The 19,386-nt window shown below is 45.3% G+C and carries 19 protein-coding genes; 17 read left to right on the forward strand and 2 right to left on the reverse strand.

Features of this window, described 5'->3' with window-relative positions; genetic code table 11:
• Positions 1–20: 20 nt before the first annotated feature.
• Both C7475_RS27575 and C7475_RS27585 read right to left on the reverse strand, forming a co-directional pair.
• Complete coding sequence (locus C7475_RS27575; RefSeq protein WP_146217674.1) at positions 21–3,692, reverse strand: fibronectin type III domain-containing protein; 3,672 nt, start codon at positions 3,690–3,692, stop codon at positions 21–23.
• Positions 3,693–3,769: 77 nt separating this feature from the next.
• On the reverse strand, positions 3,770–5,101 hold the full coding sequence (locus tag C7475_RS27585; protein WP_146217675.1) for a hypothetical protein: 1,332 nt from the start codon (positions 5,099–5,101) through the stop codon (positions 3,770–3,772).
• An 876-nt stretch (positions 5,102–5,977) separates the two neighbouring features.
• On the opposite strand from C7475_RS27585, the gene C7475_RS27590 reads away from it, so the two are divergent.
• From C7475_RS27590 to C7475_RS27665, 17 genes are all read left to right on the forward strand, one after another.
• Positions 5,978–7,141, forward strand: a complete 1,164-nt coding sequence (locus C7475_RS27590; RefSeq protein ID WP_110056656.1) for a hypothetical protein — start codon at positions 5,978–5,980, stop codon at positions 7,139–7,141.
• A gap of 278 nt (positions 7,142–7,419) precedes the next feature.
• On the forward strand, positions 7,420–8,271 hold the full coding sequence (locus C7475_RS27595) for an RteC domain-containing protein (protein WP_110056657.1): 852 nt from the start codon (positions 7,420–7,422) through the stop codon (positions 8,269–8,271).
• Between the two features lie 116 nt (positions 8,272–8,387).
• On the forward strand, positions 8,388–8,879 hold the full coding sequence (locus tag C7475_RS27600) for a hypothetical protein (protein ID WP_110056658.1): 492 nt from the start codon (positions 8,388–8,390) through the stop codon (positions 8,877–8,879).
• A 208-nt stretch (positions 8,880–9,087) separates the two neighbouring features.
• The gene (locus C7475_RS27605) at positions 9,088–9,372 is read left to right on the forward strand and encodes a DUF4134 domain-containing protein (protein ID WP_370445445.1); all 285 of its coding nucleotides are present in this window, start codon (positions 9,088–9,090) and stop codon (positions 9,370–9,372) included.
• 64 nt (positions 9,373–9,436) lie between these two features.
• On the forward strand, positions 9,437–9,841 hold the full coding sequence (locus C7475_RS27610; RefSeq protein WP_110056659.1) for a DUF4133 domain-containing protein: 405 nt from the start codon (positions 9,437–9,439) through the stop codon (positions 9,839–9,841).
• On the forward strand, positions 9,762–12,314 hold the full coding sequence (locus tag C7475_RS27615) for a TraG family conjugative transposon ATPase (protein WP_233259984.1): 2,553 nt from the start codon (positions 9,762–9,764) through the stop codon (positions 12,312–12,314). Before C7475_RS27610 ends, C7475_RS27615 begins: the two co-directional genes overlap by 80 nt.
• 94 nt (positions 12,315–12,408) lie before the next feature.
• On the forward strand, positions 12,409–12,780 hold the full coding sequence (locus C7475_RS27620) for a hypothetical protein (protein ID WP_110056660.1): 372 nt from the start codon (positions 12,409–12,411) through the stop codon (positions 12,778–12,780).
• Positions 12,781–12,850: 70 nt separating this feature from the next.
• Complete coding sequence (locus C7475_RS27625) at positions 12,851–13,525, forward strand: conjugal transfer protein TraI (protein ID WP_233259981.1); 675 nt, start codon at positions 12,851–12,853, stop codon at positions 13,523–13,525.
• A gap of 562 nt (positions 13,526–14,087) precedes the next feature.
• Positions 14,088–14,225 (forward strand): hypothetical protein, encoded by a 138-nt coding sequence (locus tag C7475_RS33065; RefSeq protein ID WP_158286635.1) that lies wholly within the window; start codon positions 14,088–14,090, stop codon positions 14,223–14,225.
• Positions 14,226–14,269: 44 nt separating this feature from the next.
• Positions 14,270–14,701: a hypothetical protein gene (locus C7475_RS27630; protein WP_110056661.1), complete on the forward strand. Its 432-nt coding sequence runs from the start codon at positions 14,270–14,272 to the stop codon at positions 14,699–14,701.
• A 57-nt stretch (positions 14,702–14,758) separates the two neighbouring features.
• Positions 14,759–15,199 (forward strand): hypothetical protein, encoded by a 441-nt coding sequence (locus C7475_RS27635; protein WP_146217676.1) that lies wholly within the window; start codon positions 14,759–14,761, stop codon positions 15,197–15,199.
• A gap of 31 nt (positions 15,200–15,230) precedes the next feature.
• The gene (locus C7475_RS27640; protein ID WP_110056663.1) at positions 15,231–15,674 is read left to right on the forward strand and encodes a hypothetical protein; all 444 of its coding nucleotides are present in this window, start codon (positions 15,231–15,233) and stop codon (positions 15,672–15,674) included.
• A 58-nt stretch (positions 15,675–15,732) separates the two neighbouring features.
• On the forward strand, positions 15,733–16,368 hold the full coding sequence (locus tag C7475_RS27645) for a hypothetical protein (protein WP_110056664.1): 636 nt from the start codon (positions 15,733–15,735) through the stop codon (positions 16,366–16,368).
• Between the two features lie 13 nt (positions 16,369–16,381).
• A complete protein-coding gene (locus C7475_RS27650; protein WP_110056665.1) occupies positions 16,382–17,020 on the forward strand; it encodes a hypothetical protein in 639 nt (212 codons plus the stop codon).
• A 29-nt stretch (positions 17,021–17,049) separates the two neighbouring features.
• Positions 17,050–18,252, forward strand: coding sequence for a conjugative transposon protein TraJ (gene traJ, locus C7475_RS27655; RefSeq protein ID WP_110056666.1), 1,203 nt, complete (start codon positions 17,050–17,052; stop codon positions 18,250–18,252).
• Between the two features lie 17 nt (positions 18,253–18,269).
• Entirely contained in the window at positions 18,270–18,911 is a 642-nt protein-coding gene (gene traK / locus C7475_RS27660; RefSeq protein ID WP_233259982.1) for a conjugative transposon protein TraK, read from the forward strand.
• 3 nt (positions 18,912–18,914) lie between these two features.
• Complete coding sequence (locus C7475_RS27665; protein ID WP_146217677.1) at positions 18,915–19,379, forward strand: hypothetical protein; 465 nt, start codon at positions 18,915–18,917, stop codon at positions 19,377–19,379.
• The last annotated feature ends 7 nt before the right edge of the window (positions 19,380–19,386 follow it).

Here is a 19,386-nt window from a genome sequence, read left to right on the forward strand (position 1 = left end):
TATATGAGATCTAAGAAAATTTATTGAATAATGAATTCATATGGAGCATTGTCATCCTTTTGGATATCCCATGGGCTAATACCTTGCACTGCAGTGAGGACAATCTTTTTAATTGCACCATATGTGCTACCCGGTGTGGCGTTATTGGATTGTGCCGTTAGCGTCGTGGTTTCGAAGCCAATGGTGGTAGAGGTATAGTTGCCGGCACCATTTGAAGCTCCGGGAAAGCCATAGCAGTATTGGAAGTTGGGATCAATGGTATAGTTGACCACACAATATCCCCAATTAAAACTTTTTACGGTTGCAAGTGGCCCCTCATAGTTGGCAGTAAGAATAATCCGATTGTTTCCTCCCGAATAGTTGGTTAATGCAAAACTGAGCTTTAGCAATTGCTGACTACTTTTGAAAGTTTTAATGCCTGATGGCTGGGCTCTGCTACTGAGTGTGCATTCTGGCGTTATTCTTATCTCATATTCGGTGAGCAGTTCCAGGTTGCTGATGTTGACATTGGTAGCTGTTGTCAAAACCGATGACCAGTTATCTTCATCTTCTTTCCGATATTCAACCCTGTATCGCGAGCTTGCCGGTACCGCGTCCCACGACACATTCCATGTAAATGCTGCTGTTCTATTAATGGTGATGTTGCCATTAAAAACAGGGCATCCACGATCTCCGCTGACCGATTGACTATAGGGCTGATAGTCGAATGCTGCAGTAATATGCTGGTCCTTGTCCCTACTTAATTTTAGATGTTCATTTTCATCATACTCGTAGTATTTAGTATTACCATTGTCGTCGGTTTCGCTGGTCAAGCCGATGAGTGGGTCATAAGTGTAGGTTCCCATGCGTGCATTATCAGGCAGGATACGAATGTCGTCCAGTCCCTCGCGTGCCGCAATCACCATGTTCTTGGTGTAGGGGATTTTGCCGGAGTAGGTCCATTTGCCATCGGCTTTATACCAGTAGCTGACATTGTAGTGTTTGGCACTAGGAGGGTTGAATGTAAGCGTTTGATCATCCCGGCTATAGTTTCTGCCGGTGTGGCCACCTTTACCATTAATACCTGGATAGTTATAAGACTCAAATCCTTCGTAGTAAAATTCGGCAGAGGTAGCATTTGTTACTTCAGCTATCTTATAACCTGGATTATAAGAGTCCCATAAACAGGAATGTGATATGTTTCCCCTTGTTGTATAATCGGCAATGGCGCCTGAAGCGTTGTATCGGTTTACAACGATATCAGCTTCATAATTTTTGTCGAATTGTCCCTGATTGGTTAGCCAACTGTAATTGGTCATCGGCTTTTCCAAGTTCAGCACCAGTTTGCTGTCGAATACAGGAATGATTGCAAATCCTAAAGTATCCATTCTGTATTTACTGATAGCACCTGCGATTACTTTACTTTGCCCGTTCCTTTTAAGCAGCCGTACATCTTCCAGCGGTAATCCCCAAATATTGGCAATGATCAAGTTTCTATAGGCTGTCGTACCGTTGGCTCCAAAGTCTGATGGATAAGCGAATTGGTTAATAAGCGTATCTCCGTTTGTACCATTGGACGTGATTTTTCGAACAAGGAAAGGAAATTGGTTAACATACTCAATGCTTTTCCACGAAATAATTGAGTCTACCGCGTTAGTTGCCGGATATACTGTTTCCTGCATGTACTTCATTTGCGGAGTTGCAATCAGTTCTTCATATTTTGCGGCATACCACAAGTTACCATACTGAGAATTTAACTGCATCGCGCGCATCCCATAGATACGATTAGCGGTGTTTATGTAACTGTCAAACAGGTAGTTACATACACTTTGTAATTTACCTTCTGCTGAATAAATCCGTTTTTGCTTCAGTAGCCCCCTCATGAATCCATAAGATGTTTGATTCGAGTACGGGGGACCAAATCGATAGTTCCCACCTGGTGCACTGACCGCGCCTGCATCAGTTGCTCTATAGAAGTCAATGTCATCCTGGCTCCAGTCCTTTATATCACTATAATAATTAACGTCCCTGCTGCCGTCCGCATTGTTAACCTCAACTCTGGAATAGCCGATTGTGACGCCATATATGTCAAATAGGTCTGCAAAACTTTGATCCTGCGTGATTTCGGTATAGCCTGCACACTGAGGGTTCGAACCATTGCCTGGGCCAGGCGATATCCACTGCGGGGCAGCATAGACCTTGTAAGAATAATAGTTTTGCGGCCGTGGATTGTATAATAAGCCGCTTGTGGTATTATCATCTAAAATATATCTGTAGGATGTAGTCATTTTACTGCCAGTGACGGGGTCATTTACCGTGGTCGAGGCGATCCTTACACCGCCAGCTATTTTCAGTTGATTATCTACAAGGCAGCGATGTTGTTCATATCGATAAGTAGTATATCCACCAGCCAGCCAATTTGTTCTGATGAGTAAATTAGCCTGTGTTCTAATACTGTCAGGCTCTTTATTGGCGAGCGGGGGAATGCTTGTTCCTGTCGGATTGGTGTTGTAAAAGCCCCAATGATCAAATTCGACCGAGCTTCTTGGAGGTAGGTTGACAGCTTCATTATATACAAAACTGGCCATCGGCTTTCTAAGTCCCGCTGTATCCATATTATACACTGTGCTTAGTTTGAGTCTTGCATTGGAGTTTCCATCTGCGTCTTTAAAATAGCTGTACTTGAATATAAAACGTTCAATCTCTTTTAATCGGATGCCGTCTTTTTGAGTAATGCTTACCTGTTTAATACATTGACCGCCCGTAATATCCTTTCTGTTTGCATACGTCAATTGTACATAGAAACTATTGCCAGTAACAAGAGATAGATATCTCGGTTTGGTCGTTTGTATTGTTATGCTTTCATCTTTGTCATACGAGTCACTAATAAAGCATGGGTAGTCTCTTACAACGTGCGTCCTTTTGTAGTAGGAATAATTAACTTCGTCGCCGGATATGTAGGTGAAAACAATTGAGTCTTTTGTGTCTTGTGAAACGATCTTTCTAAGGTACCAGTTGCTGATGTATGTTTGGCTTTTAAATGTGCGCCCGATATACCTCACTCTCTCTGTAGCCGAGGCGCCTCCAAAATAATACTGATTTCCTTGGGGATCTACGATGATCCAGGTACTGTCGTTGCCACCGGTTGCATATAATGCATTTTTTAGCACTTTAAAACCATTATTGGCAACAAATATGGCGTCATTCTGGCGATTCATGACGAATTTGCCTCCTACGGAAGAGGTGAAAATGTCTGGCTCACCATCCACTTCGTTGGTAGCGATTTTTTTTATTAAATCTCCAAAGCCAGTCGATGTATAGTCGTTGGCAATTTTGGCAGCAGTGGCGGTTGAAATATTTTCCGCCGCGAAGCCATTGTCCTGTTCATCAGGTTTGCCACGCATTACTCTGGTGATACAGCCGCCGATTTGTAAGTTCCATCCTAGTCCTAATGGACCAGCTACATCTTGCACTTTAAAAGCTTTTCCTCCATATATTAGACTTATTGGCAGCGTCAACTTTCGTTGCTGGGCCAGATACAAGGGGATAGACACCTCGCCTGCACCAGTATAGAGGTTTACTGACATGTTCGCAGGTTGTGATACGCCAGCTGCGCCTGGTGAAGTAGGTGTAATTGGAAGTTCTTGGGCATATAGAGAGCTGTACGTTGTTATTAAAAACAACGTCAGGCTTATTGCTGACCATCTAAACATTTTTGAAGATTTTACTATTGTAATTGTACCTAATGAATACAAAATTTGCTAACACATATGATGACACTATTTGCGGGTTACCGGAAATTGTATCCGATCCGTAGCTTCAGCGGCCTTGTTCTTGGCATGTAATAACTACTGAGAAAATCATAGAGTAATATCACATTGCCTTTCACTTTATTGCTAACATTATATTGCTTACTTATTCCTAACAGTGCGCTGGAGCGCCATCCTTTCCACTGCTGTGCATTTATGGTGTTTACACTCACGATGTTATAGTTATGCTCAAATCCTGCATTTAAGTAAAATGACCGCTTCAGTTTCCAATCCACAAAAGATCGTATACCATATCCTCCGGTCCTAAGAGAGAAATGCTCCGTTGAAGACATCCATGACAACTGGTAAGCAACGCCGAAACCTGCGTGTCCGTTCTTGGCAAATTGATAGGATAGCTGTCCGGCAAGATCTGTAGCCGTTGGGTACCAGTTGGCCCGGCGCTGCATTTGGAGGTTGATGCCAAATTCCAGCCTTTGAAAAAAAGACTTTGACTTCATTTCATTGGGCTTGAACCCGGGCATATCCGCGGTGTTGTCTACATGTTGATATTTTGATTTTAACTCGTTGAAACGGGACTGTGCTGCATTCATTCGTTCGCTGACGAGTTGCCGCGCACCTAGATCTGCGCCGAGGCGTTGTTGTATCTGTTGTTCGACTTGAGCCTGTGTTTGTAATTCCTGCAGGGCAGCGGAAGGACTGGTACCCGTGGGGGGGACGGGAAAGAGGCCTGCCAGCCAGGAATTTTTAGAAACAAAATCTTTGTATTGTACACTTTCCTTAAGTAGCTTGAGCGCTTTTGCCTCCGCTTTGCGACGGTCTTTTAGCATAGCGGTATAGTTTTTAATCTGCTGATTGTAATAGTAGCTTTCTTTATTTATCTTCTCCACGTCCTTTTTGAAGAGGTTGTAACTGGAGAGCCTACTTTTTAACAGACGTTTGTGGTCTTCTAGGAACCTGTGTAAAGTCTCTGTTTGATTGAGCCGGTTATGAAGTTCGTTTACACTCTTTAGTGCCTGTTTAAGTTCTGCGTCATATTGGTTGGTTAATTTGCCGGACGCAGATAGGAATCGAAGAGTAGTCTGCATGGTGTCAAGTTCAGGCAGGTAAATCTTCTGTTGTAAGGTAGTCAGTTGCTGTTGTTGTTTAGTGGCAAAGCCAGCCCTCAATTTGGCAATGGTGTCACCTAAAGCGTCAAAGTTTAAACCATTCTCACCCTTTTGAAGTTTGGAAAATTTTTGGTTTAATTGCTGCTGCTGCCTGGAAAACCGGTCTAGCAAACTAATGCTTCGCTTCTCAAGCTTTTGCTGGAGCGCTTCAGATTTGTGATATACCTCTTGCAAATATTTGTGCATAGGTATTTGGTTCAATGTACTATCAATATGATTTTTTACCTGACCAGAGGTATTAAAACAAAGCATGATCTGGCATAGTATCATAGATACGACTCCTCGACATAATGACATATAGGTCTATTGAATTCTAGGTGCGAAATTGTTCACATTACTTTCTCAAAGCGGATATTGTTGCTTGCGAATTTATTGAGATGACAATCTTTTTAATGGCCGCAAAAGTAACATTCTGAGTTTAATAGGAAATAACATGTTGATGTTATTAGTACTTATTAATCAATTAGTTAATGGGTTATTGGCCTGCGGGGTTCATTAGGCAACGACTATCAACTGAATAACTGGCACGATAAATTCAATATTATTATCGTTCGCATAAGTTTGTAAAAATGGATATTCTTATGATATCATTCTGTATATCTATAACGGACACACGTCATTAGACCTGTTTTGATCGTAGTTGTAATTTAATGGTATATGCAACATCGGATTTGTGTCGATCGTCTTAAACATGTTAGTTAATTCATGCAAAGAATTTAAGTGCAGTGTTTTGTAAATATGAACGGATGTAAATAGAATGGGTCCATTTTTTACTCGACAATTATCGCTGTTAGGCGATATTAAACATTATGTCATAAGTCAGGGGTAAATGGATAAGGATAGAACCGTCGGGTAAAATTAATGGAAAAAATAGGCAAGTAAACCGGTACACTTCGGCTAACCAAGATCGTGGATATTAAATTTTTGCCAGCGAATATTAAAAGTTTTCCAGCGGTTATTGGTTGGCTGTTGGCGGTATGGCCCAAGTATCGTAATTTATAATTAGTTCACATCCTTTCAATATCCTGATGGAGACATTTTTAAGCAACACCAGGTCATTTAATGGAACATGAACTGCTACATACGATTGAAGAATGGGTGAATAAATCCATCCATCCGTTTGCGTTGCAAAACTCCATTGACGCCCGCCAGCGCCTGGATTGGCTTTTGCTTGTCGACCACCAGGTTAATCAACTCTGTCACGCGATTAGTGAAGCGGGGCACACTGCTGACAGTCAGCAATATATCTATTCTATCCAACTTGGTGTGCTGCGTATGCTGGAAAGATTGGGGATCTATATCCATGAGAATGCGGCACCGGTGGCTTTTGATCTGCCCGCATTCTACCTGGCTGTAGCCAGTAGCCTGGAAAGCGTATTGGAATATATCCGGCGTTATTTTCCGCAGCACTTCCAGCATAACTTCCAGGTACCTTATAGCACCTGGCTGAAATGTCACGGGCAGTTATCGACACAGCTTGCAAAGCTGGAAACAGCCTACCAGCACCCGGGTATCGAGCAGCCCTTGTTAAGAGTGGCTTTACAGCCAATTCGTGACTTTGTGAGCGCGCAGGTTGCATCCATTACGTATCGGCAATTGCATTACCTCCAGGCGATGGCGCGGGAGCTATCTTTCTTATATGATAATTCTAACCCGGAAGCCGTCAAAGATATCAACTGGGAAATCCATACAGTCCTGCTTCAACTAAACTATAATTTGCCGCGGTATGTACTGCTTTGTACCAGTCGCCTGGATGAAAAGATGCAAGGCAAAACTGACGAAGAAATGCTGGCCACCCTTCAATGGTATTTCCGGACGATGGAGCAACTTGGCCCACTACCTAATTTCTGCTACATTCCTACACTGCCCTCCGTCACCGAGCAAATTACAGCCTCCTTACGACACGCTTATAAACTGCTGATCGATAAAAGTGCCAGCCTGGCTGCATTGTCGCAGGGGCCTCCGGCCTATCAGCGCAGAATCCACCTATCAGTATCGGTACCCGTTCTTACACTTTTTATAAAATTATGCCTGAATGCCGGTATTATCACCAATCAATCCAAAGCGGAAGTCTTCCGGATTATCAGCCAGGTATTTGCTACCCCTAAATCTGCTGACCTATCACCACAAAGCGTCAAAGCAAAGTATAAGGATACTTCCCTCCATGCTATCCGCGTCACCCGCGAACTGCTCCATAAACTACTGGAACTCTTAAAGCATGAATAGCTGCAATTGAGTTTGATCTCTTTCTCTTTTTTTACCACCCACTTGAATAGGTGTAGTGTGCTCCATACCACTTTTAAAAGGTGGCGTGTGATCAGTATAACTATAATCTGTAACCTATGTTATGAGCGACTTTTTTTGTGCTTTTAACATATTGTAACTAATTGATAAATAATGATTTTGGGGGTTCCTGAAAGGGTGCCGGGGGCTGTTCTGGTATTTTTTTAAGTCGGTGATTTGCCTTACTAAACATAATCAATAACCTAAACAACCTTATTATTATGAAAGTTGCACCCGCTCAACACCTGGAGCAGCTACTTGCCAAACTGGACGCGCTGCTATCTGAAGAAGAACTCACTACCGGCCAATTACAAAAAGCGACTGATCTGACGGCTTCCACTTTGGAAGAAGTCAAACAATACGTGCTGGAAACGCCCTTTTCAACCGACGACGACGAGATTTTATTTTTCAAAAAAATCAAGCCTGAATTTGACGCAAGGATCATGCATTACATGCGGCTATCGCACCTGCTTGTACGCGAGCCTGCCAGTGGCGTGGAAGCCATCCGTGCATACTATGGGCACGAAAGTATAAAGATCGACCGGTATTTTGAAGCCCATAGTGAACTATATCTGTATCACCGCATGGGTAACACCTATTTGGATAAATATTACTTTCTTCGCCAGCCTGCACCAAATGTCCTACATACGCAAAACTACTACTGGTTACACGACCAGCATTTTAATGCACCCATGAGCGTAGAGCTGGCCACTATCCGCTTCCATGAAATGATGGCCAGCTTTATCAATCACCGGCTGTGGTTATTATCGCAGCAACAACAACTAGGCGCCGGTACGAACGCAGAAGTGCCACTGATAACCTGGACAGGCTCTAAAGCCGCGCTGGTGGAACTACTTGTTGCCCTGCAAGAGCATGGTGTCTTCAATAACTCGCGTGTGCCCTTGAAAAAACTCTCCGATTATTTTTCCAAAGTATTTAATGTCAAGCTGGGCAACATCTTTAAAATATATGAAGACAACCGCCTGCGTAAAAAAGGTCGTAAACCATTTTTGGATGCTCTTGGTAATAGCTATATCCGCAGGCTTGAAACGGATGATGAAAATAGCCGCTAAAAAATATTTTTCCCAACTCCGAGGAGCTTGTAAAAGCGTGTAGTTGCGAATCTGTTATTTGTTCCCGAGAGTTAATTATACAAGCTACAATTGTTCAACTCAAAAAATGAAAATGTATGTTAGAAGGAATTACCTGGGGAAATTTTGCAGTTTTTATGGTAGCGGCCCTCGTCTTATATTTTATTGTTTTGATCGTTACCGGGCAGCTTAAGTTTAGATATAAAGTCGAAAAGGGCGACGGTACCGCGGTGCCTGTCAAAAAATTCTGGAAAGTAGAAGAGCAACCAGCAGTAGTTACTGGCCAGCTGCCAGCCCTGCAGGGAATGGATATCCATGAACTGGATAGTGAGCGTAGTACAAGTAACATCGATAAGGACTTCGCAGCCCTTGAGTCCCTAGCCGTAGAGCTGCAGGAAATTTGTGCAGACGCCGGTCCCACTACCACCAAGGAAGTGCTCTCCGATCAAATGCGTCAGCAGATCGCCGCTTATCCTACTCTCAATACGATTGCTTTCAAAGGGGCCATCTCCAATCTGATCGTTAAGGCAGCGGCTGTGGATTGTAATATCACTTTCACTATCGCGGAAGCCGAAGCCCTCTGGCAATAGCCCACTTCAGTCAAACACTACATCATCATCAATTTATAGAACAGCTATTCTGCTTGCAACCGGCGCTGCCAGCAGCAGAGGGATCGTATGTCCAAAAATCAAGGTATGAGAGATAGTTCTTTTAAATATAAAACTCAAGTTGTGTATGAAATGTGGAGTAAGAAAATGGGGAGCAGTAACACTGAGTGCATCTCCGAAGATGACGACCATGCTGATTACGATGGTCCTCGCAGGCCATGCAGTGATCGCACAAACAGGTAGCGGTAGCGGTGGTATCAGCGCAGCCACTACTGAAGTCAAAGGATATTTTAGCGTAGGCACCACTTTAATGTACGCCATTGGAGCTGTTGTCGGACTTGTAGGCGCCGTAAAGGTCTACAATAAATGGAACAGCGGAGAGCAGGACACCTCCAAAGTTGCCGCCAGCTGGTTTGGCAGTTGTATTTTCCTGGTAGTGGTGGCCACCGTCCTGAAGGGATTTTTCGGCGTATAACGATCATGTATCGATGTAGGTTTAATCGTGTGACAATTCGGTCCAACACCAGATAACAAGGGCGATGAGCAGTATTTATGAGATCAATAAAGGCATTAATAAGCCCATTGAATTCAGAGGGTTCAAAGGGCAGTATATCACTTATCTGGCCGCAGTGTGTATGGGATTGCTGGTGTTGTTCGCGGTAGGGTATATAGCGGGGGTGTCTGTCTACTTGTGTGTGGCAGTAGTAGGTGTGAGTGGCTTTGTGCTTTTTTCATGGGTATATCGACTGAGTCACAAGTATGGAGAGCATGGCCTGATGGTGGCTACTGCTTTTCGGCAGGTGCCCCCTGCTATTATCTGTAACAATCGCCGTCTATTTGTTGAATTACTTAAGCGTGAGCAAGATGATTGTGATGTTGATAATAATGATGATGGTGATAGCAGGCGTGCTATTACTGCTCAAAGAAAGCAGCAGGGAAGGTAAGGCACTGGATGCCTTGTTGCCAGTATATAAAGTGGAACGGGATTGTATCCTTTCCAAAAATGGGGATCTGACATTTGTGCTGCAGGTAGAGCTCCCGGAAGTCTTTAGTTTAAGTGGAGATGAATATGAGACGCTGCACCAAATATGGGTAAAGGCCATTAAGCTGCTTCCACCAGGTGTGATCCTGCATAAGCAGGACTGGTTTACAGAAGATAGTTTCAGGCCGGATTTCGTTAAGTCGGCAGACAGTTTCTTTAATAGTAGTAGTGACCGTTTTTTCAATGAGCGGCCCATCCTGGATCACCAGTGTTACCTGATGATCACACGGCGTAATAACACACGCCCCTTGAGTAATGCTGCCTTTTCGAACCTATTGCGCCCAACTTTGGTAGCTCCCTCACTACTTAGTGAGCAGGCCTTTCAGGAATTTGGCGATAAAGTCTCCCAGTTTGCGCGGCTGCTATCCGAGGGCGGATTTATCAAGGTAACCCGCCTGGGTGGTGACCAACTGGCAGGTACCCCGCAAACACCCGGACTCATTGAACGGTATTGTTTCCTGCTGGGCGCCGGTCAGCCGCCCATGCTGCGGGACATTTGTTTTAAACCGGAGTTTCGTATAGGGGAAAATCATTGCCAGGTATACACGCTCTCTACACCGGATGATCTACCTGGTCTGTGCGGCAGTAGGATCACCTATGACAAGTACTCCAGCGACAAGGCCAAGTTTTCGGTCTGCTTCGCGGCCCCTGTTGGTCAACTGTTAAATTGCAACCACATCTATAACCAGTTTGTGGTGGTGGAAGATACGCAGAAGACGCTGAAGAAACTGGAAGCAAAACGTCGGCGCCTGCAGTCGCTCAGTGCCTACTCCCGGGAAAACACCATTTCCAGGGATGCTACCAATAGTTTTCTCAACGAGGCCGTCAGCCATGGGAGGTTACCGGTAAAAGCGCACTTTAACCTCATGGTATGGAGTAGCGAGCGGGCCAGGGAAAAGGATTTGCGAAATATGGCCAGCGCAGCACTCGCCCAAATGGATGTCGTTCCCCGCCAGACGTTAAAAGGTGCGGCCCAGGCCTATTGGGCGGGACTACCCGGTAACGCCGGCGCACTACCGGACAACGAGACCTTTGACACCTTTGCTGAACAGGCCAGCTGCTTTTTTACGCAGGAAACGACCTATAAAGATTCGCTCAGTTCATTCGGCATACGGTTGGTAGACCGGCAGATGGGTAAACCTATTTTTGTAGATATTACCGATGAACCCATACAGAGAGGATGGACCACCAATCGGAACAAGGTAGTATTTGGCGCATCAGGCTCGGGAAAGAGCATGTTCATGTGCCATATGATGCGCAGCTATTATGAGCAGGGGGCACATGCAGTAATCGTCGATGTCGGCCACAGTTATGAAGGGCTATGCCAATTAGTTGGTGGGTACTATTTTACCTACGATCAAAATAATCCGCTTTGCTTCAATCCTTTTTATATCGAAGAGGGTGACAGCCTCGATACCGAAAAGAAAGAAAGTATCAAGAGCCTGCTGGTGGCGCTCTGGAAAAAAGATGATGAAAGCTTTAAACGTTCAGAATACGTTGCCCTTTCCAATGCCTTACATCAGTACTTCGAGTACCTGGAAAAAAGCCCGGCTGTTTTCCCTTGTTTTGACAGCTTTTATGATTTTTTACGGGAACAGTACGTAGGGATGCTGGCCCAGGATGGGGTAAGGGAAAAGGAATTCGATATCGACAATTTTCTCTACGTGCTTCGACCCTTTTATAAAAACGGTGAATATGGCTTTTTACTCAATGCCCGCAACCGGCTGGACTTGTTTCACAAGCGGTTCCTGGTCTTTGAACTGGATTCGATCAAGGACTCCCCGGTCCTGTTCAGTATCGTGACCATCATCATCATGCAGCTGTTCATCAGCAAGATGCGAAAACTCAAAGGCATCCGCAAAGTTATCGTTATTGAAGAGGCCTGGAAAGCAATTGCCAAGACGGGGATGGCAGAGTTCATGCGTTACTTGTATAAAACCGTCCGCAAATTCTTTGGCGAAGCCATTACCGTTAGCCAGGAAGTGGACGATGTGATCAGCAGCCCAATTGTTAAAGAGGCCATCCTTAACAATGCAGACACCAAAATATTGCTGGACATGCGCAAGTTCCAGAATAAATTCGACCAATTACAGGCAGTGATGGGTATGCCTGACAAGGGCAAACCAATGGTGTTATCATTGAATAAGGCCAATGACCCAAAGCGCAAATACAGGGAAGTCTATATTGATCACGGTGGTGTCAGTATGAAGGTATACGGATATGAGCCCTCTCCACAGGAGTACTACGCTTATACAACAGAAGAAAAAGAGAAAGTGCTGGTCAAACAATTTACCGCGGCGTGTGGCGGCGATATAAAAAAGGGTATAAGGGCGCTGATCAATCATTTGCAGGAGACCGGACAGTATAGGGCGTAATAAATCAACGACTTATGTTCGGGAAAAAAAAGTTGCTTTGCGAAGTGTTTTGTATTGAAATTTTACTCTGTTTTAGTACCTAAAATACCTGTATATGAAAAAGCTCTTTTTGATCCCAGCCATAGCGGCAGTGGCAGCTTGTTCGCAAGATGCCGCCAGGTCGGCAAAAGCCGTCTCCGGTACCTACGCCCGGGAATTTGTCCACCAGTTTGGCACCTTGCGTGAGACGGTGATCATTACGCCCAGCAGCTCAGGTGTATTACAATTTGAGGTAAGGGAACTTTCCCAACACCTGGATACCGCCGCAAAACCGGGTATGCGCAAGCGACCTACTGAGAAACGTTACCATGGTCAATATGATCCCGCTCAGCACATGCTTGACCTGGGTAGTGACGGACTGAAATATTATTTTAATGCCAACGGTGATACGCTGCGATCGGGTAGTAATGTCTTCATCAAACGCTAGTAAAGACGTTTTGAATAAGATAGGGAAGGCAGGTGGATCTCCATTGGTAAATAGACCCAAAAGTGTGAAGATGAAAAAGTGTGTATGGATCTTTATGGTCTGGGTAGCTGTGTTCGCCATTTGCCCTACCCAACAAAGTCATGCTGTTGTGTGGGTGGTGGTCAAAGCAGCATTGAAAAAAGTGATCAAGGCGATGGACCTGGCGGTACAGCGGGTACAGAATGAGACCATCCGTCTGCAGGCGGCGCAACGTGCGCTAGAAAATGCTATGTCTAAACTCAAACTGCAGGAAATTGGCGACTGGGGAGAAAAACAGCGTTCTATCTTTAATACCTACTACACTGAACTACAAAAAGTGAAAGCATCCATCGGCTACTATAAACGGGTCAAATCGATTATTGCTCAGCAATCCAGCATGGTAGCCGAATATAAAAAATACTTTCATCTCTTTCAGGGGGACAGTCACTTCTCGGCCGCCGAAATAGCCCACATGAACCGCGTATATAGCGGCATGATGGAACAAAGCATCAAAAACCTTGATGAAATACTGCTGGTCATCAATTCATTTGCCACCCAAATGTCTGATGCTGCCCGGCTGGAGATTATTGATAAGGCAGCCTCCCGCATTGATAAGAACCTGGCCGATATGCGTGGTTTTTCCAATCAAAATATGGTACTTAGCCTGCAGCGTACCAAAGACCAATTGGAACTCAATAGTGTAAAGGCTTTTTATGGTCTACAGTAATATCTTCACCGCAAGATATAGGCTACTCATCTAAATACTTCGTCATGTCTGAATTATCAGCAAGTCAGCAGGCAAGGTTACTGGCACTGGTATTGTGGTTCAGGGGCTTTCGTTCCGAGTTCGATTTGCACTCCCATCGGGGTGAAGACATGTGCTTTAGTGGAAACGTAGATGAATGCCTTCAACAGTATCAACGGCGATGTGTAGAACGTTGGAATTTTATCCCTGATTTTTCACTTCGTATGATGGAAAATCGTGGGTCACCGTCGCGCGGATATCGGCTAGAGTTTAATATCATTTACTATCGTGACAGAGGATTTCGATTATACCAGGTCTCCGCCTATTCAACTGAAGGAAAGTTTTACGAGAAACAGCTGGACAGAAATCAAGACCTGCCCTCCATGGACCAGTTGATATTGGCCGTGAATCGAAGTAAGCTAAAAGTACCCCTGGTGTGTAGACGAAGAAGAGGTCTTTGACTATGAAATCATTTCTGAACAAATCAAGTCGCATTTTAAATGTCCGGATGGCGTCTCTTTGCATGGAAAGAAAAACAAATCTTATGTCAATGTTGAATATTCAACAACAAGCGGATGTACTGGTGGGTATTTTTCGGATGACAGGCTATCAGCCTCCTTTTCCACTGATATCGCTGAGTAGTCATCAGGTGCTGTCGAGTGGACCATTGGAACAGCAGTAATGTTTTTGTGTTAAAACTATACATGCAACCATCAAGTTTAGGGTATGTCAGAATTAATGATCAGTCAACAAACAGCGCTGCTTGCGCTCACACTTTGGGAAAAGGGATACCGGTCACATTTCGAACTGCAGGCCGCCATAGGTAAGCCGTTGTTCTGTTGTGGTAGTGCAGATGACTGCTTGCAGGACTATCAATGGATTTGCCGGATGCATGGTGACAATATTGCTGATTTTCGGCTCATTAGCCGTGGCCTTGGCGGGTCACCCCCTGCGATCTACCGGCTGGAGTTTGATATAAACTATAATCACGAAAAAGGTTTCCATTTACACACGCTCAATGTGTACTCGAAGGCCGATAGACTCCACGAACAGCAGCTCCGTGACACGCGGGATCTGCCACATATCAACGAGTTATTGTCAGCACTGGATAGGCGAAAGCGGATCGTGTCGCCACCAAAAAAGGGAAAACATCTTTGACAAGGTCATCAGCCAGTGAGGTAGCGTCAGGATTTTAGAGAATGAAAAACAGATCTTATGTCGATGTTGAATATTGAACAGCAAGCGGGTGTATTGGCGGGCATCTTTCGGATGAAAGGTTATCAACCTCCTTTTCAACTGATGCCGCTGAGTAGTCATCAGGTGCTGTCGAGTGGACCATTGGAAAAATGCCTGCACGAATATATATCGATGTGTGAGCGACGTAAACGCGCTATGGATGATTTTCGTTTGTTATCTGATGTGCGCCTGGGCAAACCACAACAGCTTTACCGTCTTGAAATGCAGTTGTCGCACCGTGTAGAGGAAGGGTTTCGCATCAACCATCTTACCCTACACTCGATGCATGGAATTTCAAAAAAACAACCGGTGAACGGTACCTACAACCTGCCTAGCGTACACCAGCTGCTTCCGCCCCATGGCAACAGCCACAAGCAGCGGGTGTTGCCTCCGCCACCGCGTAGGCGACGTGGACTATAGATGAATGGTATTAACTAAAACAAGCATCACCATGATCGAATTACCATCAATCGGACATATTTCCCAATTGGAATCGCAGTTGATCCTTAAAGGCTATAGTGCGCCGTTTTTCCGTGTGCTTTCATTGCCTGGGTTGAGCGTGTTGGGCGCTGGTACGCTGAAGGCGTGTTTGCAGGCCTGCACGCAACGATACCAAAGTACGCACTCGGCTGCATCGGATTTTCGATTGGCTTTTGACGCTGTATTAGGGAAAAAGGGCGAGCAATACAGGGTTGAATTTAATCTAGCTTATCATCCTTCGGCCGGATTTAGGCTGCGCCATCTGTGCTTATATTCTGCAAATGGAGGGACAGCCGAATATCACATTGGTGATGATCAATTTTTGCCGCATCTGCTTTTTCTGAAAGCACCTGTGCCGAAGAAAAAAAATAGCTATCGCCTTTCCAAGTCGATGAAAGGATACAGGAGCTTATAATCCTGGGTGTCAAATAAAAAATGTAAAAAAATAAGTGTGTATGAAACGGTGTTGTTGTATGATTTCCTGCCTGCTGTTGGTTTTGGGCGCAGTCGCACAGATTCCATCTCCCAGTTGGGACGAATGGTTCAAACAGAAAAAGACGCAAAAAAAATATCTGATTACCCAGATCGCTGAGCTCAAAGTCTACCTGGGATTATTGGAAAAGGGCTATCGCATAGCCGGTGACGGTCTTCATCTTGTCCATAGCATTAAAAATGGAGAATTTGGTCTGCATGATCTGTTCTACAAATCCCTGTCAGCTGTTAATCCCGCGCTGCGCCGGCATGCCGACGTGGGCACCGTTGCGGCCTCTCAGTTATTGCTGGTAGCCAAAGCAACAGCACTCAGAAAAAAAGCGAGTGCAAATCCGATGCTTAGTGCCTCAGAAAAAGCTACCATCACTACTACTTGCGGGCGGATCGCCCATGACGCCCTTGACGTCATTAACCAATTGGAAGTGGCTTTTGCTTCCGGCACCCTTTCTATGACAGACGATCACCGCCTATCTATTCTGGAAACGTTGCGTGCACGTAGTCGTAAACAATGGGCCTTTTTTCAGGGCTATCAGTCGGAGGCTTCAATGGCTGTACAACAGAAAACGCGGGAAGCTGTATCAGCCCAGGTCATCAAATCCCGCTACGGCATTCAATAACTCAATCGGATATATGAAAAAGATAGTTTTTGCTAGCTGGCTGCTACTGATGGCTGCGCTATTGCCTGCACGCAGCGCTGCGCAAGCAGAAGAACTGGCACAACTGGCACTCAATATAGAAAAGCTTGCGGAGCTAAAAAAAATCCTGCAAACCATGTATGACGGTTACAACCTGATCAGTCAGGGATATAACAAGGTTAAAGACATCACAAGCGGTAATTACCAATTGCACCAATTGTTCCTGGATGGGCTCTACCTGGTCAACCCCTCCATTCGCAAATATACCCGGGTGGCAGATATCATCGGCTACCAGGTGGCTATCGTCAAAGAATACAAAGCGGCTTTACGTGTATTTTCCGGCAGCGGCGTCTTCGAAACCGATTACCTGGACTACCTGTCCAAAGTGTATAAACGCCTGCTGGATGATACGGCCGAACAACTCGACCAGTTGACGCTGGTACTTACTGCCAACAAATTACGCATGAGTGATGATGAACGCCTGGCAACCATTGACCGGATCTATACCAATATGGAGCAAAAGCTGCTGTTTTTGAGAAGTTTTAACCAGCAACAAAAGCAGGTAGCCATCGCGGGCTTAAAAGAAAAAACGGAGCTATCAACCCTGCGTCAGCTGCATGGAATAGACAAGTGATTTAAATATCGTTCTAAATAGTTGAGAAAATGGAAAAGTGGTGTAGGATAATTGTATGGATATTGTTTGTCCCTGAGCTATGCTGGGCGCAGGGGATCGTCGACCAGGTGCATGGCCTGCACGGTGTGTTGGATAAACTCTATAATGAGATGCTGCCGATGTGTGGCGATTTGATCGGTGTAGGAAGGGCACTGGCAGGATTTGCAGCTACCTTTTACATTGGATACCGGGTGTGGAAACATATTGCCAACGCGGAGCCTGTAGACTTCTTCCCTTTATTCAGACCATTTTGTTTGGGATTTTGCATATTGATCTTCCCCCAAATTATTGCCCTTTGTAATGCCATTTTAAAGCCCACCGTTGTGGGTACGGAAGCGCTTCGACTAAAGGCCAATGCCAGCGTGGAACAACTGCTTGCCAAAAGGGAACAGGAACTACAAAAAACAGATTCATACAGGATGTACGGCGTCAACGATGGAGCCGGCGATCGGGACCTTTGGATGTTATATACACACGACGATGAGGTAGGCGATGAAGGTTTACTGGGCAGCATTGGTAACGATATCGAGTTTGCCATGAGTAAGGCCTACTATAACTTTAAAAGTGGCTTTAAAGAGTTTATTTCCTTTGTACTGCAGTTACTGTACGAAGCAGCGGCCCTTTGTATCAATACTGTCAGAACGTTCAACCTGTTGGTGCTTGCTTTACTGGGGCCGTTTGTATTCGGACTTGCCTGCTTTGACGGCTTTACCCATACGCTCACCGTATACCTGGCCCGGTATGCCAATTTTTACCTTTGGCTACCTATCGCCAACATCCTGGGTGCTTTACTGGGCAAGATCCAGGAAGGGATGTTACAGCTCGATATTGCCCAACTCAATCAATATGGAGATACCTTTTTTACCAGTTCTGACGTAGGCTATTTGCTGTTTATGATCATTGGTATTATCTCTTACACTACCATTCCAAATCTCAGCAATATGGTCGTTAACAGCGGCGGCGGTAGCGCACTGACCGCCAAAATTACCAGCATGGCTTCAGGCGGCTCTTCCATGGGTATGATGATGGCTTCTGGTGGCGTCGTGGGGGCTTATGGCGTCGCAAGCAGCGTAGGTGGCATGGCTGCCGACGCGTTGGGAGACATGAATGGCCGCATGAGCCAGGGAATGGCCAGTCATGGCACTAACTCCGGCTACTTTGCCAGCAAATTAAACGATAAGCCCAACACCTAAAGGGTCCAAGCGCATTTGTGAAACTTGAAAACGTGAACGTGATGATGCAGCAATTGAAAAACATCGATACCGCTTTTAGATACACCCGTTTATTCAATGCCGTACTGCTGGTTTCCTACACCTGCCTTTGCGGATATACGATTTACAGTTGTCTGGAAAAGGTAGAAAAAGCGCAACAGCGAATTTACCTCATCGCTGGCGAAAGGGCGGTAGAGGCCTTTGCCAGCAATAGAAAAGATAATGTGCCGGTAGAAGCAAGGGGCCACGTACGGCTGTTTCATCAGCTATTTTTCGAACTGTCGCCAGACGAAAATGTCATTGAAGGGCGCATGAAAAAGGCGCTGTACCTGGCCGATCAAAGCGCCAAAGACGCCTATGATGACTTAAAAGAAAAAAACTATTACACCTCCATTATCAGTGCCAATGTTAGCCAGGAGCTGAACTGTGATTCTGTGCACCTGGACCTGAACCAGTATCCGTACCATTTTAGATTTTACGGCACCTTGCGCATCATCCGCACAAGCGCGGTGGTAACCCGCAGCCTGGTCACAGAAGGTTACTTGCGCGACGTGGACCGTTCCGATAACAATACCCATGGCTTTTTGATCCAGCGGTGGCTGACCATTGAAAACAGGGATATCAGTGTCATCAAAAAATAGGTTATGAGAAAACGAGGTAGATCCCTGACACGGACAAGTGAAACGATCACTACATGGATCGCGAAAGCAGTCATTGGTATGCAGCGACGCTGGGCCACATGGATGACCCGTCGTACACGCAAGTGGGGCCCATGCCAACAGGCGCACTTTCTCTACCTGATATTGCTGGTCTTTGGTGGTGCCAGCACCTATCTGCTCGTGGATACCATTAATGGGGATAGCGATAACAGGCGCACCATCGACAAACAAACCCTGGCGCCGGTTATGCCTGTGCCCAAACGTCCGAGGGCAGATAACAAGTCTGGTAGGCACAACGACATCATCGTATTCAAACGCTTTCATGCCTATATCGATAGCGTCAGAAAAAGCCGGGATTCCGTGCGGCTGGATAGTTTCTTCGATGCCCGGCCGCATTTTATGGACAGTGTCTGGCAGGCGGAAAGCCTGCTTCGCCAATTTCATCACTAATAAACTA

It is taken from the genome of Chitinophaga sp. S165 (assembly GCF_003182155.1).
Classification (GTDB): domain Bacteria; phylum Bacteroidota; class Bacteroidia; order Chitinophagales; family Chitinophagaceae; genus Chitinophaga.

Bases quoted from the DNA above. Each gene is read 5' to 3' on its own strand.
- C7475_RS27615 (WP_233259984.1), top strand. From the start codon at position 9,762: ATGATTGTGATGTTGATAATAATGATGATGGTGATAGCAGGCGTGCTA.
- C7475_RS27610 (WP_110056659.1), top strand. From the start codon at position 9,437: ATGAGCAGTATTTATGAGATCAATAAAGGCATTAATAAGCCCATTGAA.
- C7475_RS27600 (WP_110056658.1), top strand. From the start codon at position 8,388: ATGTTAGAAGGAATTACCTGGGGAAATTTTGCAGTTTTTATGGTAGCG.
- C7475_RS27640 (WP_110056663.1), top strand. From the start codon at position 15,231: ATGATCGAATTACCATCAATCGGACATATTTCCCAATTGGAATCGCAG.
- C7475_RS27635 (WP_146217676.1), top strand. From the start codon at position 14,759: ATGTCGATGTTGAATATTGAACAGCAAGCGGGTGTATTGGCGGGCATC.
- C7475_RS27625 (WP_233259981.1), top strand. From the start codon at position 12,851: ATGAAAAAGTGTGTATGGATCTTTATGGTCTGGGTAGCTGTGTTCGCC.
- C7475_RS27590 (WP_110056656.1), top strand. From the start codon at position 5,978: ATGGAACATGAACTGCTACATACGATTGAAGAATGGGTGAATAAATCC.
- C7475_RS27620 (WP_110056660.1), top strand. From the start codon at position 12,409: ATGAAAAAGCTCTTTTTGATCCCAGCCATAGCGGCAGTGGCAGCTTGT.
- C7475_RS27605 (WP_370445445.1), top strand. From the start codon at position 9,088: ATGCTGATTACGATGGTCCTCGCAGGCCATGCAGTGATCGCACAAACA.
- C7475_RS27595 (WP_110056657.1), top strand. From the start codon at position 7,420: ATGAAAGTTGCACCCGCTCAACACCTGGAGCAGCTACTTGCCAAACTG.
- C7475_RS27585 (WP_146217675.1), bottom strand. From the start codon at position 5,101: ATGCACAAATATTTGCAAGAGGTATATCACAAATCTGAAGCGCTCCAG.
- C7475_RS33065 (WP_158286635.1), top strand. From the start codon at position 14,088: ATGTCAATGTTGAATATTCAACAACAAGCGGATGTACTGGTGGGTATT.
- C7475_RS27645 (WP_110056664.1), top strand. From the start codon at position 15,733: ATGATTTCCTGCCTGCTGTTGGTTTTGGGCGCAGTCGCACAGATTCCA.
- C7475_RS27630 (WP_110056661.1), top strand. From the start codon at position 14,270: ATGTCAGAATTAATGATCAGTCAACAAACAGCGCTGCTTGCGCTCACA.
- C7475_RS27575 (WP_146217674.1), bottom strand. From the start codon at position 3,692: ATGTTTAGATGGTCAGCAATAAGCCTGACGTTGTTTTTAATAACAACG.
- traJ (WP_110056666.1), top strand. From the start codon at position 17,050: ATGGAAAAGTGGTGTAGGATAATTGTATGGATATTGTTTGTCCCTGAG.
- C7475_RS27665 (WP_146217677.1), top strand. From the start codon at position 18,915: ATGAGAAAACGAGGTAGATCCCTGACACGGACAAGTGAAACGATCACT.
- C7475_RS27650 (WP_110056665.1), top strand. From the start codon at position 16,382: ATGAAAAAGATAGTTTTTGCTAGCTGGCTGCTACTGATGGCTGCGCTA.